1 protein-coding gene is annotated in these 642 nt (G+C 38.6%); it reads left to right on the forward strand.

The window, feature by feature from the left end; genetic code table 11:
• Nucleotides 1–439: phage tail protein (locus ACGTN6_RS20810; RefSeq protein ID WP_394594991.1), on the forward strand; the 439-nt coding region annotated here is incomplete at its 5' end.
• Nucleotides 440–642 lie beyond the last annotated feature (203 nt).

Below are 642 nucleotides of genomic sequence, written 5' to 3' on the forward strand. Positions count from 1 at the left end.
TAAAAATGTTAAGAAAGAGGTACGTAAGGAATACGAGATTAAGTCTAAGGATGTAGGTGAAACGTTGCAGGTTACCAAAGCCAACAGAAGTAGCCTGGGGGCTGAGGTGAGATCCCAAGGTGAACTGATTCCTTTAGATCGTTTCAAAGTCTCTCCAAAAACTGTGAATCCTAAAAGGAAAAGTCCTATTAAAGTTGCAGTCAAGAAGGATGGACTTAAAAAAGTTATGGGAGCATTTGTTTTAGATATTAATGGCAAAAAGGTCTTTGAAAGAACCGGAGAGTCACGTTTACCGATTCGTAGATTATTTGGTCCATCAGTGCCTCAAATGATTAATAATGAGGCTGTGCACGAAGAAATTCATGCTCAAGGGCAAGAAACATTTGAAAACAGGCTGGATCATGAAATTAACCGGATCCTAAACAGAGGGAGAGGATAATTATTTTAATCCCACTTTTGCTTCAAGATTTGTTAGTGGAACGGATTAAAGAACAACTTCGATATAAGGAGTTGCCAGATATCAGAGGAGAAGGAGTGCCTATTAACATTTTTTCTCAACACTTACCTAATAAGGGCCCGGAGAAAAACAAAGACCCTTATCCATGTATTATTGTACGTTTACCAGACGGAAGACAAAGTTCT

The organism is Halomonas sp. B23F22_20, assembly GCF_043496985.1.
In the GTDB taxonomy this organism is placed as follows: domain Bacteria; phylum Pseudomonadota; class Gammaproteobacteria; order Pseudomonadales; family Halomonadaceae; genus Halomonas.